10 protein-coding genes and 1 tRNA gene are annotated in these 15922 nt (G+C 62.9%); 6 read left to right on the top strand and 5 right to left on the bottom strand.

Annotated features, from left to right (window positions below):
• Positions 1–27: 27 nt before the first annotated feature.
• The 5 genes from AC5RVY_RS09465 to AC5RVY_RS09445 all read left to right on the top strand — a co-directional run bounded on the left by AC5RVY_RS09465 (position 28) and on the right by AC5RVY_RS09445 (position 4851).
• Positions 28–1710 carry a GMC family oxidoreductase gene (locus AC5RVY_RS09465; RefSeq protein WP_493954453.1) on the top strand — a complete coding sequence of 561 codons (1683 nt, stop codon included), beginning with the start codon at positions 28–30 and terminating at the stop codon, positions 1708–1710.
• A gap of 15 nt (positions 1711–1725) precedes the next feature.
• The gene (locus AC5RVY_RS09460) at positions 1726–2472 is read left to right on the top strand and encodes a gluconate 2-dehydrogenase subunit 3 family protein (protein WP_493954452.1); all 747 of its coding nucleotides are present in this window, start codon (positions 1726–1728) and stop codon (positions 2470–2472) included.
• Positions 2473–2493: 21 nt separating this feature from the next.
• Entirely contained in the window at positions 2494–3264 is a 771-nt protein-coding gene (locus AC5RVY_RS09455; RefSeq protein WP_493954451.1) for a cysteine hydrolase family protein, read from the top strand.
• A gap of 112 nt (positions 3265–3376) precedes the next feature.
• Positions 3377–4456, top strand: a complete 1080-nt coding sequence (locus tag AC5RVY_RS09450; protein WP_493954450.1) for an aldo/keto reductase — start codon at positions 3377–3379, stop codon at positions 4454–4456.
• A complete protein-coding gene (locus AC5RVY_RS09445; protein ID WP_493954449.1) occupies positions 4453–4851 on the top strand; it encodes a GlcG/HbpS family heme-binding protein in 399 nt (132 codons plus the stop codon). The genes AC5RVY_RS09450 and AC5RVY_RS09445 overlap by 4 nt, the downstream gene beginning before the upstream one ends.
• A 1068-nt stretch (positions 4852–5919) precedes the next feature.
• On the opposite strand, the gene AC5RVY_RS09440 is transcribed toward AC5RVY_RS09445, so the two are convergent.
• Positions 5920–6001: transfer RNA gene (locus tag AC5RVY_RS09440), tRNA-Leu, on the bottom strand.
• Between the two features lie 202 nt (positions 6002–6203).
• Between AC5RVY_RS09440 and AC5RVY_RS09435 the strand changes: the two genes are divergently transcribed.
• Complete coding sequence (locus AC5RVY_RS09435; RefSeq protein ID WP_050055425.1) at positions 6204–6809, top strand: ANTAR domain-containing response regulator; 606 nt, start codon at positions 6204–6206, stop codon at positions 6807–6809.
• Between the two features lie 62 nt (positions 6810–6871).
• Here the strand turns inward: AC5RVY_RS09435 and pyk are convergent, their stop codons facing one another.
• From pyk to lgt, 4 genes are all read right to left on the bottom strand, one after another.
• Positions 6872–8362: a pyruvate kinase gene (pyk, locus tag AC5RVY_RS09430; RefSeq protein ID WP_493954448.1), complete on the bottom strand. Its 1491-nt coding sequence runs from the start codon at positions 8360–8362 to the stop codon at positions 6872–6874.
• A gap of 77 nt (positions 8363–8439) precedes the next feature.
• On the bottom strand, positions 8440–9897 hold the full coding sequence (locus AC5RVY_RS09425) for a glutamate synthase subunit beta (protein WP_493954447.1): 1458 nt from the start codon (positions 9895–9897) through the stop codon (positions 8440–8442).
• On the bottom strand, positions 9890–14503 hold the full coding sequence (gltB, locus tag AC5RVY_RS09420) for a glutamate synthase large subunit (protein ID WP_493954446.1): 4614 nt from the start codon (positions 14501–14503) through the stop codon (positions 9890–9892). The genes AC5RVY_RS09425 and gltB overlap by 8 nt, the downstream gene beginning before the upstream one ends.
• Before the next feature lie 261 nt (positions 14504–14764).
• The gene (gene lgt, locus AC5RVY_RS09415; RefSeq protein ID WP_493954445.1) at positions 14765–15919 is read right to left on the bottom strand and encodes a prolipoprotein diacylglyceryl transferase; all 1155 of its coding nucleotides are present in this window, start codon (positions 15917–15919) and stop codon (positions 14765–14767) included.
• Positions 15920–15922: the final 3 nt, after the last annotated feature.

Raw genomic sequence — 15922 nt, 5'->3', positions numbered from 1 at the left:
CGAACAAATAGCAGAAAGGTTCGTGCGATGAAGCGAAAAATGGACCCGGTAGACGCGGTGATCGTGGGGTTGGGCGCAGGCGGCGGTCCTGCCGTGAAAGTGCTGAGTGAAGCCGGCTACAAAGTGGTCGGATTCGACAAAGGCCCCTGGCTGAGGCCCGAAGAACACTACTCCGGTGACGAACTGAAATTTCAGAACCGCAGCTATCTGTGGCCGGACGTCAATCTGATGCCTCGCACAGTACGCAGCGACGAGAACTCAGAAGCCCGGATCTTCAATTTCTCCCCGGTCCCCTCCAACGTCGGTGGCGGAACCAGCCACATGGCCGGATGGATGCCCCGCCCGCGGGTGTCGGACTTCATCTTCCATTCCCTGCACGGCGATCTGGAGGGAGCGAGCCTTGCTGACTGGCCCTACAGGTACGAGCACCTGGAGCCCTACCTGACCAAAGTCGAATGGAGCTACGGAATCTCCGGACTTACGGGCGCAGACCGGGGCGAGGGGTTCCGAAGCAAGCCCTACCCCAGTGGGCCGTTGCCACCGACCCAATTCGGTAAAAAGTTCTATGAGGGTTCAAACAAGCTGGGAATCAACTCATTCCCGCTACCAATGTCACATCTGACCGAAGACAACAAGCTGGGACGGCCAGCGGTTAACCGCACAAGCTTCTGGAACCAGTACGGGGACCCCACCCTTACCCGGTCCAGCGTCGCCACCACCTACATTCCTGAGGCACTCGCCACCGGCAACCTTGAGGTCCGGGCTGACAGTTACGTCAAGGAAGTGAAGGTGGGTAAGGACGGAAAGGCTACCGGCGTCATCTACATCGACCCGGACGGGGTCGAGATTGAACAGGAAGCGCGGGTGGTCATCCTTTCCCTTGGTGCCATCGAGTCCGCACGTTTAATGCTGATGTCCTCATCCAACAGGTTCCCCGATGGCTTGGCCAACGACTCCGGACTCGTGGGCAAGAATGCTACCTTCCACGAATACATCTTCGCTGTGGGCCTCTTCGATAAGGACATCGAGGACCCACTGAACGGATGGACAGGAAACTACCAGAGCGGCGGTTCCACGCACTTCTATGAAACAGACGAAAACCGCGGACACATCGGCGGCGGAATAATCGCCACCACCCAAATCGGTCAAGCAATCAATGCCATCCTTCCGGGACGTCCGGCGTGGGGTCAGGCGATGAAGGACGCTGACCGCGATTACTTCAACTACTCGATGAAGATCGGGTTCATCCTCCAGGACATGCCACAGGAAACGAACCGCGTGGATCTTGACCCCAACGTAAAAGACGCGTGGGGAATGCCTGTAGCCCGGATCACCAACAAGCCGCACGCCAATGACATCGCAATGAGCAAGTGGCAAATCGACAAGAACGTTGAGATCCTTCAGGCGGCCGGAGCGACTAAAACCACACCGGTTTACCTTGGAGACGAGTTCACGGGCAACGCCTGCCACCAGCAGGGCACTGTCAGGATGGGGACCGATCCTGACAAGTCAGTATTGAACGAATGGGGCCAGGCACACTCCATGGAAAACCTCTTCGTTCTGGACGGAGCGGGTTTCCCCACTGCAATGGGCGTGAACCCAACGCTCACCATCATGGCCCATTCCTGGCGGTGCGCAGACTACATCGCCAACACCTACATGAAGGGCCGCCGCGAACGGCTCACCCTGTCCCCCATCAAGAAGTCCTAGAAGGAGGAGCTCAAAATGGTTTCAAAAGCTGACTGGGAAATTGCCCCTATCCGCATTGATCCTGATTCAACAGACAAACTGTTTTTTACGGATCATGAGTGGGACACGGTCGAAGCCGCCGCATCGCGAATCATGCCTACCGACCACGATCCCGGAGCCAGGGAAGCCCGGGTCATCGTCTTCATCGACAGATATCTCTCCGGCATCGACTACCTCTATGCTGCTGCTGACGGCAGCGGGTTCCTTCAGCTCGCGGGCAAGGACGCTCACGCGGCGCGGGCACGCAACGCCAACATGCAGCGCCTGTACCGGGAAGGTGTGCGTGAACTCGACCGAAAGGCCCGGGAACTGCGCGCGCCATCCTTCGTCGAGGCATCAGAACAAACACAGGACCAGGTCCTTGAGCAGGTAAGCGGCTTATCCAAGCCCGCGCCAGTCTCACTGGCAACCAGTGAGGTCTACTACTCACGCCTTCAAGGAAACACCGACGAAGACAAAAGCTTCTTTGACACCCTCTGCCTCCATGTCCGCCAAGGATTCTACGGGGACCCCGTCTACGGGGGAAACAAGGACCAGATGGGCTGGAAGATGGTTGGTTTCGTCGGCCCCAAGTCCCTCAAAGACACCATGGACGGGACTTACAGCACCGCAGAATTCTTTGTCCAGGAGTACGACTGGGAAGACCTGGTACCCGGCTTCAAACATGACCAGGAACAAAGAGCCAGCGACAGTCCCGACGAAGCCTCAGCGCCAACACAATAATCACACTGAGAGGAAAAGACAATGACCGCCTTTGAAGACAAACTGAACAAGTACGTTGACCGCTCCAACAGCTTCATTCCCGACACCATCGATTTAAGCAAGACCGTCGTTCATGCTCTGGACATCCAAAACCTCTGTCTGGACCCCAACGGCGCGGACTACATCGAAAGCGTCGGCGGCGCACCCTCGGGCGCTGAATCCCTCGGTCCAGCCAAGAGGCTGATAGAACTCGCTCGGCAAAAGGGGATCAAGGTCATCTGGTCCCTTTGGGGCATGCATCCAGAAGGAGCAGACCTCGGCGTTTGGGGGCTTAAATACCCCTCATGGCGGGAACCGGATTCGCCCTTCAACCACGGAACATGGAACGGCGCCCTGGTGGACGGCTTTGAACCCCAGAAAGGCGAACCAGTGTTTCAAAAGCACCGCAACAGCAGCTTCTACGGCACCGCCTTCAACGAATATCTCATGCAGGACCGCGCCGAGTACCTGGTCATCGTTGGATCCTCCACCGCCAACTGTGTGCCCACTACCGCTCGTGACGGTTTCGACAGGGGCTACAAAGTCATCGTTGTCGCGGACAGTGGCACCGCCATACCACTCAACACCCACGGTCGTAACCCCGAATTCGACAAGGAAACCCCCGAAGGGTACGGCCAGTACTGGGAATCCCTGCGAAACATCCAAGCCCAATATGCCGACGTGATGTCCAGCGATGAATTCGCCGCCCTGGTTGAACGCTCTTCCGCGACGCAGGCAAAGTCGGGTGAACAGCTGACCAGCGCCGCACGCTAGACCACAAACCGGGAGTCACCTGCGTCAGACCAGGGACGCAGGTGACTCCATCGCACGGGTCGCCGCCTCCCGGCTCCCCTTGTCCATCGATAAATCACTGACTCTAAGCTCAATGAGAGGAAAGGCATTGGGACCCTTCCACGTCACCGAACAACGCAAGTTCGGCCGCCTTGGCTGGTCCACCTCCTTGGCAGGTTTCGGCTCCGTGGCTCTCGGGAACATGGGGAAGGTGATGACCACGGACACAGCGCGCTCCCTGATCAGGCATGCTTGGGACTCCGGAGTACGCCTATTTGACACAGCCCCCATGTACGGCCACGGGCTCGCCGAATACCGGCTCGCTGACGAGCTCATGGATCGGGACCGGAATGACTACGCCCTCATTACCAAGGTAGGCCGCACCCTCCACCCCGCACCTAAAGGGACGTTCGACACGGGACCCTGGCTGCAAACACCGCCTATGCGGATGGAATATGACTACTCCTACGACGGTGCCATGAAACAGGTCGAAGACAGCCTGCAGAGAATGGGCACCGACCGCTTCGACGCATTGCTCGTGCATGACACCGACCGGTGGACCCACGGAAACCAGTACCTGCAACGGTTCCATGAAGCAGTGAACGGTGCATTCAGGGCACTCCAAGCACTGCAGGATCAGAAGGTCGTCTCCGCCATTGGAATCGGGGTCAACGAGACAGACATCTGCATTGCAGCAGCCGACGCCGCTGATATCGACTGCGTACTCATCGCCGGAACGTATAACCTCCTGAATCAGCAGGCCGATCATGAACTCCTCCCCCTATGCAGGGAACGAGGCATCGCAGTCATCAATGGCCGGATCTTCGGATCCGGCATCCTCGCCACAGGAATCCAACCGAACGCCCGCTTCGACTACGCTCCCGCCAACGCCGACGTCATCGCCAGGATACGCCCTATCCAAGATGTATGCCGCAGCTACAACGTCCCCTTGGGAGCGGTGGCCGCCCAGTTCGCCGCAGCCCACCCAGTCATCACCAACATCTGCATGGGAGCAGGCAGCCTCGAACAACAGAACCAAAACTATTCCTGGCTCGAGCAGGACATCCCCTCGGAGCTATGGAACCAGCTGATCGACGAAGGTCTGCTGGGTCCGAATGTCCCCACGCCTGCCCTTACTTACAAATCGTCCACCCCGGCAAGGAAATCCACATGATCGAAGAAGCACAGCAGATCGCCGCAGCCGCTGAAAAAGCAGCCAAAGAGGCTGGCCTGAGTATTGTGGTCAGCATCGTCGACATCCACGGAAACCCTGTCCTCCTGCACAGAATGGATGGGGCACCCCTGCACTCCCTGGATATGGCATTCCGCAAAGCCTACACAGCAGCATCCTTCAACGTCCCAACCGAGGAACTCACCGACCAGGTACAGCCCGGCCAGCCACTATATGGACTCGCCGTCAATTCAGGAAGCAAACTCATTGCCTTCGGCGGTGGCGCACCAATCAGCCTCACAGAAAGTGAGAAAGTTGGAGTAGGTGTTTCCGGCGGCACCACCCAACAGGACATCGACATCCTCAGGAAAGCACTGCAGGCCACCATCCAGCCTTAGCCGAAAGGAGTGGGGGCGACCTTCCCGAACTGATGCGTCTCCCGTAATAGTCGCCGCCTACTCTCGCAACTCGCCGATTGCGCTGCGGCCGTCCGTTGCAGAGCAACCACAGATTTGAGCACACCCAAATCTGACAGAGGACGCTCTTGGCGTGTGGCGTCAGACTAAAGTCCAATTCCGACTTTTTGGACACCGCCTTCGAGACGTCTTAGATTCCAAACTGACACTCCTGCGGTGTGGGGTGCATGCACGGCAGTGACGACGACCAGCTCCGTCGGCAGCCTAGGCAAGCCTTTCCGCTGCACCGGCCGTTGCTACCTTGCCGGCAGGCAATTTCTGAATTGCTCCCGATCCCCCAATTTGTGTGGCAGATCCATTGCTCAGAGATGGGCAGGTTTTCGAAGCGACGGTAGCCCTGATACATACCAGCCACGGCGGCTTCTGAAGGCAAAGAACAAACACGAAAACCACAAGTAGCCGCGCTCGGCCACGACGCGAAAATGCACGCTCCCACCATGTGAACGGAGCTAACGACGCAATTTACGGCCGACGGCGTGTCCCGGACAATCGGTGCCGATGTTAGTCGTGAGTTGCGGCTCTCCGGGGCGGGCAGGTCTTGACGCAGCACGTCTTCGATGGCGTCGAGCGTCATGAGCCCCAATGAAGCTGCAAACTCGCTCCGCCCCTGAAAGTAGACATAAGTGTGGACATTGTCCACACCCCCTTTGACAGGACAACCTCGGGCACACAGTCGCCGGGAAACGCCCTGGCGCCGCTTCCCAAGTGTCTGCAAGGAGAATCGGCATGGTCATGTCGTTCCTACTCCCCCGACGCATGAATAGGTGTAGGTCACCCCGGGCCACCCCACAAACCGGAACGAGGAATCACATAACCCCAGCTCAGCAGGCGGAGGGCCGACCAGCGAGGGCCTTGAACCCGCCACCCCACACACCTGCATAGGCTCCGCGACAGCCAGGCTAAAGCCCGCACCCCTAGCGTCAGAGGGACGCCATCACAAGCCATGTCAACACGTTAAAGCAAAAACCCCTCTGACGAGGGGATATGCTGTGCCCGAGGTGGGACTCGAACCCACACACCTTTCGATACCGCATTTTGAGTGCGGCGCGTCTGCCAATTCCGCCACTCGGGCGCGGAATACATGGAGCAACAGGGTACGCCCACAGCTGATTGTGAGCAACGCGATCGCTTCACGTACGCGGAATTACTCTACATGCAGATAGGCTGAATTCCAGAATCGCGCCGCCGACGCCGCAACCGACCATGCAGATCAAGTACAGGCCGGGCGCACCTAAGATAGTGATGTCCCCGCCGTACCTTTCCAAGGAGATCCCGTGACTGAACAGACGGAGTCAAAACCATCGTCCCAGCCGGCGCGCCGCGTCATTGTGGCCGAGGATGAAACCCTCATCCGCCTCGACATCATCGAAATCCTGCGCGGCGAGGGCTATGACGTCATCGGCGAAGCGGACAACGGCGAGAAGGCAGTCCAGCTGGCTGAGGAGCTGAAGCCGGACCTGGTCCTGATGGACGTCAAGATGCCCGTGATGGATGGCATCTCTGCTGCCGAGAAGATCGTCAAGGCGCGCATCGCCCCCGTCGTGCTGCTGACGGCCTTCAGCCAGAAGGAACTTGTGGAGCGTGCCCGCGACGCCGGCGCCATGGCCTACGTGGTGAAGCCCTTTACCCCCGCGGACCTCATTCCTGCCCTGGAGATCGCACTCTCCCGGCACGAGGAGATCAAGGCGCTCGAAAGCGAAGTCTCCGACCTCCAGGAACAGTTCGCCACCCGCAAACTCGTGGAGCGCGCCAAGAGCCTGCTGACCACCAAGATGGGCCTGACCGAGCCGGAAGCCTTCCGCTGGATCCAGAAGACCTCCATGGACCGCCGCCTCAGCATGCGCGAAGTCGCCGAGACCATCATCAACCAGGTCAACTAAGAGCGCTGTAACCAAAAAGGACCCCCGCCAACCGGCGGGGGTCCTTTTCCGTGTCAGAAAGCCTAGGCCTTCTTCTTCCTTTCGGGCCAGGGGCCGAGCTTTTCCTTGTTGCTCGTGAGCTCTCCCCCGCGGGTGGAGTCGGCGAGGTCGCCCACCTTGTGCACCTTCAGCGAGTTCGTCGAACCGGCCTTTCCGGGAGGGGAACCGGCAGCGATAACCACGAGGTCGCCGTCCTCAACAAGGGACATCTCCATAAGGCTGCGGTCCACCTGGGCGGTCATCGCATCGGTGTGGTCCACCATCTGCACCAGCACCGGCTGGATGCCCCAGGTGAGCGCCAGCTGGTTCCAGACCTGCTCCACCGGGGTGAACGCGAAGACCGGCTTGATGGGACGCAGGCGGGACAGGCGGCGGGCGGAATCGCCGGACTGCGTGAACGCACAGATGTATTTGGCGTCCAGCTGGTCGGCGATCTCGACGGCGGCACGGGTGATGGCGCCGCCACGGGTCTTGGGCTTGGTCCCCAGCGGGGGAACGCGCTCCAGGCCGTGAACCTCGGTGGACTCGATGATCCGGGCCATGGTCTTGACCGTCTCGATCGGGTACTTGCCCACACTGGTCTCACCGGACAGCATCACGGCGTCCGCACCGTCCAGCACGGCGTTGGCGCAGTCGGAGGCCTCTGCACGGGTGGGGCGCGGATTGTCGATCATGGATTCCAGCACCTGGGTGGCCACGATGACGGGCTTGGCCCAGCGGCGGGCCAGTTCAATGGCACGCTTCTGGACGATCGGCACTTCCTCCAGCGGAAGCTCCACGCCAAGGTCGCCACGGGCCACCATGATGGCGTCGAACGCGTCGATGATCTCGGGCAGCTGCTCCACGGCCTGCGGCTTTTCGATCTTGGCGATGACCGGCACGCGCCGGCCTTCCTCGTCCATGATCTCGTGGACCCGGGCGATGTCGGAGGCGTCACGCACGAAGGACAAGGCCACCAGGTCAACGCCGCGGCGCATGGCCCAGCGGAGATCGTCCTCATCCTTTTCGCTCAGCGCGGGGACGTTGACGGCCACACCGGGAAGGTTGATGCCCTTGTTGTTGGACACCATGCCGCCCACGGTTACTTCGGCGACCACCTTGACGTCGTCAACAGCCGTGGCACGCAGCGCCACCTTGCCGTCGTCGATCAGCAGCGCGTCGCCCACGTTGACGTCCTCGGTGAGGCTCTTCAGCGTGGTGGAGCAGATGTCCTTGGTGCCGGGGACGTCCTCGGTGGTGATGGTGAAGGTGTCACCGACGGCGAGGGCGTGCGGGCCGTCAACGAAGCGGCCCAGGCGGATCTTGGGTCCCTGCAGGTCAGCCATGATGGCCACGGCCTTGCCGAGATCGGCAGCGGCCTTCCGGACGTTCTCGTAGGTGTTGTCATGCACCGAGTAGTCACCGTGGCTCATGTTCATCCGGGCGACGTCAACGCCGGCTTCCAGCACCGCGAGGGTGTTTTCATAGCTGGCAATTGCCGGGCCGAACGTAGCCACAATTTTTGCGCGTCTCATATACCTACCCTATTGGTCTCTTGCATTGGTTAAGTTGTCGAAGAGGTGAACCCTTGGTCAGCCCTGGAGCAAAGCGTCTAGAGGACTGCGATGGCACGGTCCGTCGGCGCCACGGGTGCGGGCAAGATAGTGCTGCCCATCAGGTACTTGTCCACTGCTGCGGCGGCGGCGCGTCCTTCGGCGATGGCCCAGACAATCAGGGACTGGCCTCGGCCGGCGTCGCCCGCCACGAAAACGCCCTCCGTGTTGGTCATGTAGTAGCCGTCGCGGGAGACGTTGCCGCGGCCATCGAACTCCGCGTGGACCTGTTCGGTGATGCCGGCAGGCTCGGCGCCGGTGAAGCCCAGCGACAGGAACACCAGGTCCGCGGGGATGATCCGCTCCGTGCCGGCCTTGGGCAGGCGCTTGCCGTCCACGAATTCCGTCTCGGCCACCTTGACGCCGGTGAGCTTACCGTTCTCGCCGACGAACTCCACGGTGGAGGCAAGATAGGTTCGCTCGCCGCCTTCCTCGTGCGCGCTGGCAACCTCAAACAAGGTGGGGAACGTCGGCCACGGCTGGTGGCCGGCACGCTCCACCGGGGGCTGCTTGCCGATGGCGAGGGTGGTCACCGAGGCGGCCCCATGACGGTGGGCGGTGCCCAGGCAGTCCGCTCCGGTGTCGCCGCCGCCCAGGATCACCACGTGCTTGCCCTGCGCGTGGATCTGGTTTTCAATCTGCTCCCCCGCCACAGCACGGTTGGCAGGAACCAGGTAATCCATGGCGAAGTGGACGCCGTCCAGGTCGCGGCCGGGGATGGGCAGGTCGCGCGGAACGGTGGCCCCAGTGCAAACCACGACGGCGTCGTAGCGCCTGCGCAGCTGCTCCCAGGTCACGTCCGTTCCCACGTTAACACCGGTGCGGAAGCGGGTACCTTCCGACTTCATCTGTTCGACGCGGCGGTCAACCTGTTCTTTTTCCATCTTGAAATCGGGAATGCCGTACCGCAGCAGCCCGCCGATCTTGTCGTCGCGCTCGTACACGGCAACGGTGTGGCCCACGCGGGTCAGCTGTTGCGCGACGGCCAGGCCGGCAGGGCCGGAGCCGACGACGGCAACCGTCTTTCCGGTCAGGCGTGCGGGCGGCAGGGGGCTGACCCAGCCGTTGTCCCAAGCCTCGTCAATGATGGAGACTTCCACCTGCTTTATGGTGACTGCAGGCTGATTGATTCCCAGCACGCAGGAGGCCTCGCACGGGGCGGGGCACAGGCGGCCGGTGAATTCCGGGAAGTTGTTCGTGGCGTGGAGGCGCTCGATGGCTTCCTCGCCCTTGTCCCGCCACATGAGGTCGTTCCACTCGGGAATGAGGTTGCCCAGCGGGCAGCCCTGGTGGCAGAACGGGATGCCGCAGTCCATGCAGCGGCCGGCCTGGGCTTTCAGCGTGCCCTTTTCCTGTGCCTCATACACTTCCTTCCAGTCCATAATGCGGACGGGAACGGGACGGCGCGGCTGGGTTTCACGCTGCCGTACTTTCAAAAATCCGCGTGGATCAGCCACCGGTTACCTCCAGGATTCGGGACCACACTTCTTCGCCGTCAGGGTCAAGGCCCTCTTCGATGGCGTCGAGGCGGGTTTGCAGCACGGCCGCGTAGTCGCGCGGCAGCACCTTGGTAATGCGGGCAGCGGTGTCATCGAAGTTCTCGAGGAGGCGCGCGGCCAGCTGGGAGTCTGTTTCTTCAATGTGCTTGACCAGGAGGCCGTGCACAATGTCGCGGTCCTCGGCGTCCAGCTCGCGGAGCTGCAGCTCGCCGGACTCGAGTGCCTGCTTGTTCACGCGGGTGGTCCGCAGGTCAAGGACGTACGCGGTACCGCCGGACATGCCGGCACCGAAGTTGCGCCCCGTGCGTCCGATGATCAGCGTCTGGCCGCCGGTCATGTATTCACAGCCGTGGTCGCCGATGCCTTCGACCACGGCGGTGGCACCCGAGTTGCGGACCAGGAAGCGTTCGCCCACCTGGCCGCGGAGGAACATCTCGCCGCTCGTGGCACCGTAGCCGATCACGTTTCCGGCAATGACGTTGGTTTCAGCCTTGAACACGTTGGTGCGGTCCGGCCGGACGATGATGCGCCCGCCGGAGAGGCCCTTGCCGACGTAGTCGTTCGAGTCGCCAAACAGCCGCAGCGTGATGCCTGCGGGCAGGAAGGCGCCCAGGGACTGGCCGGCGGTACCGCTCAGGGTGACGTCGATGGTGTCCGTGGCCAGGATGTCCGTGCCGAACGTTTTGGTGACCACGTGGCCCAGCATGGTGCCCACGGAGCGGTCGGTGTTGATCACGTCAACGGAGATCTTGACCGGGCTGCGGTCCGTAAGGGCCTCGGTGGCCATGCTGATGAGCCGCTGGTCGAAGTGCTTGTCCAGCTCGTGGTTCTGGCCGGTCATGTTCCGCAGCGGGGCGTCGTCGTCGAACTCCAGCCCGTGCAGGATCGGATCCAGGTCCAGGCCGTCGGCCTTCCAGTGGTTAACGGCTTCCCGGGTGTCGAGGACCTCGGCGTGGCCGATGGCCTCCTCCAGGCTGCGGAAGCCGAGCTCTGCCAGGATTTCGCGGACTTCCTCGGCCAGGAACTCAAAGAAGTTGACCACGAACTCGGGCTTGCCGCTGAAGCGTGCGCGCAGCTCGGGGTTCTGGGTGGCCACACCCACCGGGCAGGTATCCAGGTGGCAGACGCGCATCATGATGCACCCTTCCACCACCAGCGGGGCGGTGGCGAAGCCGAACTCCTCGCCGCCGAGCAGCGCTGCGATCACCACGTCGCGGCCGGTCTTGAGCTGGCCGTCCACCTGCACCACCACGCGGTCTCGCAGGCCGTTGAGCATCAGCGTCTGCTGGGTCTCGGCCAGGCCGAGCTCCCACGGGACACCGGCGTGCTTAAGCGAGTTCAGCGGCGAGGCGCCGGTGCCGCCGTCGTGTCCGGAGACAAGTACGACGTCGGCCTTCGCCTTGGTCACGCCGGACGCCACGGTGCCGATCCCGACTTCCGAGACAAGCTTTACGTGCACCCGGGCCGAAGGGTTGGCGCGCTTGGCATCGTAGATGAGCTGCGCGAGGTCCTCGATCGAGTAGATGTCGTGGTGCGGGGGCGGGGAGATCAGCCCGACGCCGGGGGTCGAGTGGCGCGTGCGGGCCACCCACGGGTAGACCTTCTGCGCCATCAGCTGGCCGCCCTCGCCGGGCTTGGCGCCCTGCGCCATCTTGATCTGGATGTCGTCGGCGTTGGTGAGGTACAGGCTGGTGACACCAAAACGGCCGGACGCGATCTGCTTGACGGCAGAGCGGCGCTTCGGGTCCAGAAGCCGGTCCACGTCTTCACCGCCCTCGCCGGTGTTGGACTTGCCGCCCAGCTGGTTCATGGCGATGGCCAGCGTCTCGTGGGCCTCCTGGGAGATGGAGCCGTAGCTCATGGCACCCGTGGAGAACCGCTTGACGATGCTGGAGACCGGCTCCACTTCCTCGAGCGGAACAGCGGGACGCTCATTCTTGAACTTGAGCAGCCCGCGGAGGGTCATCAGGTTCTGGGACTGATCGTCCACGCCCTTGGTGTAGGCCTTGAAGATGTCGTAACGGCGTTCACGCGTGGCGTGCTGCAGCCGGAAGACGGTCTCCGGGTTGAAGAGGTGCGGCTCCCCGTCGCGGCGCCACTGGTACTCGCCGCCGCCAAGAAGCGGACGGTGCGGCTGCTCGATGCCGCCCTCGGGGTAGGCCATCTGGTGGCGGGCGGACACTTCGGCCGCGATGACATCCAGGCCCACGCCGCCGAGCTGGGAGTGGGTTCCGGCGAAGAATTCATCCACCAGTTCCTGGCCCAGGCCCAGTGCCTCAAAGGTCTGTGCGCCGGTGTAGGACGCCACGGTGGAGATGCCCATCTTGGACATGATCTTCAGGACGCCCTTGCCCAGGCCCTTGATGAGGTTGTAGACGCCGTCCTGCGCGGTGACGCCGGTGACGTCGCCGGCAGCAATGAGCTGCTCCACCGATTCCATGGCCAGGTACGGGTTGACGGCGGATGCGCCGTAGCCGATCAGGACTGCCACGTGGTGGGTCTCGCGGACGTCACCGGCCTCAACCACCAGGGCGGTCTTGGTGCGGTTGGCGCTGCGCAGCAGGTGGTGGTGCACGGCGCTGACCAGCAGCAGCGACGGGATGGGAGCCCACTGGGCGTTCGAGTCACGGTCGGACAGCACGATGTACTGGACGCCGCGGTTTATCGCGCCCGAAACCTGCTCGCAAATTTCCGTGAGCCGGGCACGCAGCGCGTTTTCGCCGCCTTCGGGGCGGTACAGCCCGCGGACCTTCATGGCAACGCGGTTGCCGTCGGCGTCCTCGATGTTGGCGATCTTGGCGAGCTGGTCGTTGTTGATCACCGGGAACGGCAGCTGGACCTGGGGCTGGCGGACCTGCTTGGTGTCCAGCAGGTTGCCGTTGGGTCCGATGGCACAGGTCAGCGACGTAACCAGCTCTTCACGGATCGCATCCAGCGGCGGGTTGGTCACCTGCGCGAAGGACTGCACGAAGTAGTCGAAGAGCAGCCGGGGGCGCTTGGACAGCACGGCCACCGGGGTGTCCGAGCCCATGGCGCCCAGCGGTTCAGCGCCGGTGCGGGCCATCGGGCCCAGCAGGATCTTCAGTTCCTCGGTGGTGTAGCCGAAGGTGCGCTGGCGGATATTCACGGACGCGGCCGTGTGGACCACGTGCTCGCGCTCGGGAAGGTCATTGAGGTCGATCAGGTTGTCCTTGACCCACTCCGCCCACGGGTTGGCGGCGGCCACTTCGGCCTTGACCTCTTCATCGTCGATGATGCGGCCGGACTCGGTGTCCACCAGGAACATCTTGCCCGGGGATACGCGGCCCTTCTTGACCACCTTGGAGGGTTCGACGTCGATCACGCCCACCTCGGAGGCGAAGACGATCAGGCCGTCCTCGGTGATCCAGAAGCGGCCGGGGCGCAGGCCGTTGCGGTCCAGGGTGGCGCCCACGAGGTTGCCATCCGTGAAGGAAACGGCCGCCGGGCCGTCCCAGGGCTCCATGAGCAGGGAGTGGTACTCGTAGAACGCGCGCCGTGCCGGATCCATGGTGGCGTGGTTTTCCCAGGCCTCGGGAATCATCATCATGATTGAGTGCGTGATGGGCCGGCCGGAGAGCCAGAGCAGTTCCGCTACCTCGTCGAAGGACGCGGAGTCCGAAGCGCCGGGGGTGCAGATGGGGTACAGCTCTTCCGGCGAGTCGCCCAGCAGCGGGTTGGCGAGCTGGGACTGGCGGGCGCGCATCCAGTTCCGGTTGCCCTTGACGGTGTTGATTTCACCATTGTGGGCGATGGTGCGGAACGGCTGGGCCAGCGGCCAGGACGGGAAGGTGTTGGTGGAGAAGCGCGAGTGGACGATGGCCAGCTTGGTCTTGAACCGCTTGTCCGAGAGGTCCGGGTAGAACGGCTCCAACTGGGCGGTGGTGAGCATGCCCTTGTAGACGATGGTCCGCGAGGACAGCGACGGGAAGTACACCCCGAACTTGTTCTGGGCACGCTTGCGGATCCGCCAGGCGCGGGAATCCAGTTCGTTGCGGTCCAGTTCCTCGCCGGTGGCCGATGCCAGGAATGGCTGGGAGAAGTAGGGCATGCAGGCCCGTGCCATGGCACCGACGAGGTCGGCGACAACCGGCACCTCGCGCCAGCCGAGGACCGTCAGGCCCTCATCGGCTGCCAGGCCCTCGATGCCGGCCTTCGCGGCGTCGGCTTCGCGCTGCTCGGCAGGGAGGAAGGCGGTTCCGGCAACGTACTGGCCGGGAGCGGGAAGTTCGAACTCGGTCACCGCACGGAAGAATTCATCCGGGATCTGCATGAGGAGGCCTGCGCCATCACCGGTGCCCTCATCTGCGCCCACGGCACCGCGGTGCTCAAGGTTGCGCAGGGCGGTGAGGGCAGCGTCAACAATGTCGTAGCCGGGCTCGCCGCGGAGGGTGGCGATAATCGCAAGACCGCAGGCGTCCTTCTCCTGCTCCGGGTTGTACAACCCGCTTGCCTCCGGCATGGCGGCGAACCGCTTGAACGGGGACATGGCAGCCTCCGGCTGGTCCGGTTCAGACCAGCTGGGAGTGTGAAGAGTTTGGGTCATGGGAGACGTCCTTCCTCCTGATCGCGCGTATGGAAGGGACACCGTTGGCCCCACTCGTCGGTGCCGCTGTGATGGGCACAACAAAGTGTTACTTACTGGAAATTGTAGGTCAGCCCGGCCTGCTGAACTAACGGTTACGCAGGCCCCTGCCCAAGGCTTCATCCGACAGCAGCTCTATGCTGTCCGGAGTGGCCCCATGCCACGACGCTGTGGTTTTCGGGAGCTCCGAGCGGTGGCTCTGCTGCCCTTCGGGCCGGCGGTTTACGTGCTGGTGCCGGCCTCCGGTGCGGCTCCTGTGGCTGTACTGCCGGAATGTCCGGCAGCCGTTGCATCCTGTCCCGGCTTTGAGCCGGCCGGTGCTGCCGAGGCCTCTTCCGTGGGGGCGGAATCGGGCCTGGAACCGCTGTGGTTATCAGGGAGATTATCACGCGATTCACTATCTGAGACAACGGGGTCCGTATCACGGACTGAACTACCGGTGCCGGCTGCAGCTCCGCCGTCGTGCTTTTCCACGGGTTCCCGGCCCGGAAGATAGGGGCTCTCAGCGTCCGCCGGCTTCTTCAGTCCCAGCAGGATGAACGCTGTGAGCGCGGCCAGGAACACGAAGATGCTGGTCCAGACATTCAGCCGGGTGGTGAGCCCGAACAGCGAGATCTGCTCGGCATCGTCGATGCGCATGGCTTCGATCCAGACCCGGCCCAGCGTGTAGTACATGGCGTAGAGCCAGAACAGCCTGCTGCGGCGGAAATTGAACTTCCGGTCCAGGGCGAGCAAAATGGCGACGCCGGCCAGGTTCCACAGCGACTCGTAGAGGAACGTGGGGTGGAACAGGGTGTCCGCGGCCACTCCGGCGGGGAAGTTGGGGTTGTCCGCGTCGATCTGCAGGCCCCACGGCAGCGTCGTGGGCCCGCCGAAGAGTTCCTGGTTGAACCAGTTGCCCCACCGGCCCACTGCCTGGGCCAGCAGCAGCCCGGGTGCGGCGGCGTCCACGAACGCGCTCAGCTTGACGCCGCTGCGGCGGCATCCGATCCATGCGCCGACCGCACCAAGAACTACCGCGCCCCAGATGCCGAGGCCGCCGCGCTGGATCTGCGGGATCAGGGAGAGGTCCCCGGTGCCGTCAAAGCCGGGGCCGAAGTAGGCGTCCGGTGACGAGACCACGTGGTAGAGGCGGCCGCCGATGATACCGAACGGGATGGCCCACACCACGATGTCCCACACGCTGCCTTCAGGTGCGCCGCGCTTGGCCCAGCGGACCGACGTCAGCCACAGGCCCACCACGATGCCGGCCAGGATGCACAGGGCGTAGGCGTGGATGCGCAGTGTTCCCCAGGGCAGGGGAATATCGAACCCGGACCAGTCCGGGCTGGGAATGCTGGCCGGCACAAGGGCCGCCGCCTGAAGGAGCGTTTGCATGGA

It is taken from the genome of Arthrobacter sp. Ha26 (assembly GCF_059091705.1).
This window is presented reverse-complemented; position numbering and strand designations above follow the sequence as displayed.

Excerpts from the sequence above, each read along its gene's own strand:
- AC5RVY_RS09445 (WP_493954449.1), top strand. The coding sequence starts at position 4,453 with ATGATCGAAGAAGCACAGCAGATCGCCGCAGCCGCTGAAAAAGCAGCC.
- AC5RVY_RS09465 (WP_493954453.1), top strand. The coding sequence starts at position 28 with ATGAAGCGAAAAATGGACCCGGTAGACGCGGTGATCGTGGGGTTGGGC.
- AC5RVY_RS09450 (WP_493954450.1), top strand. The coding sequence starts at position 3,377 with ATGAGAGGAAAGGCATTGGGACCCTTCCACGTCACCGAACAACGCAAG.
- pyk (WP_493954448.1), bottom strand. The coding sequence starts at position 8,362 with ATGAGACGCGCAAAAATTGTGGCTACGTTCGGCCCGGCAATTGCCAGC.
- AC5RVY_RS09455 (WP_493954451.1), top strand. The coding sequence starts at position 2,494 with ATGACCGCCTTTGAAGACAAACTGAACAAGTACGTTGACCGCTCCAAC.
- lgt (WP_493954445.1), bottom strand. The coding sequence starts at position 15,919 with ATGCAAACGCTCCTTCAGGCGGCGGCCCTTGTGCCGGCCAGCATTCCC.
- AC5RVY_RS09460 (WP_493954452.1), top strand. The coding sequence starts at position 1,726 with ATGGTTTCAAAAGCTGACTGGGAAATTGCCCCTATCCGCATTGATCCT.
- gltB (WP_493954446.1), bottom strand. The coding sequence starts at position 14,503 with ATGACCCAAACTCTTCACACTCCCAGCTGGTCTGAACCGGACCAGCCG.